Source organism: Pseudomonas sp. 2995-1, from assembly GCF_002742505.1.
In the GTDB taxonomy this organism is placed as follows: Bacteria; Pseudomonadota; Gammaproteobacteria; order Pseudomonadales; family Pseudomonadaceae; genus Aquipseudomonas; species Aquipseudomonas sivasensis.
Genome location: NZ_LJSA01000505.1, coordinates 1 through 306 on the forward strand (window position 1 = coordinate 1; position 306 = coordinate 306).

Here is a 306-nt window from a genome sequence, read left to right on the forward strand (position 1 = left end):
ATTTATATACGGCTTTATATTTAGTTTCAATATCCCCGAATAATACAGATGAACCACTAAACTCAAACTCAAGATTATATCCCAGCATATAATAGGTGTCCTTTTGGATCATCAATTGATAAACACCATTCCCGACTAACTCATCTGCATCAAAAATCCAGTCACTCTCCACATCTGTTATGGTTGAACCAGCTAAAAAGGAACTGAACTCTTCACCCTCGCCTTGAAACGATAGAACATAATGATCCCCATGATCAGATACTTCAAAAGCGGAATTCATTTCCGCATAATCCTCAACATCTTCAG

1 protein-coding gene is annotated in these 306 nt (G+C 37.3%); it reads right to left on the reverse strand.

The features are described 5' to 3' along the window. Positions 1 to 280, reverse strand: a 280-nt coding sequence (locus AOA61_RS27265; RefSeq protein ID WP_143521266.1) for a hypothetical protein, incomplete at its 3' end; no start/stop codon positions are given. Positions 281 to 306: the final 26 nt, after the last annotated feature.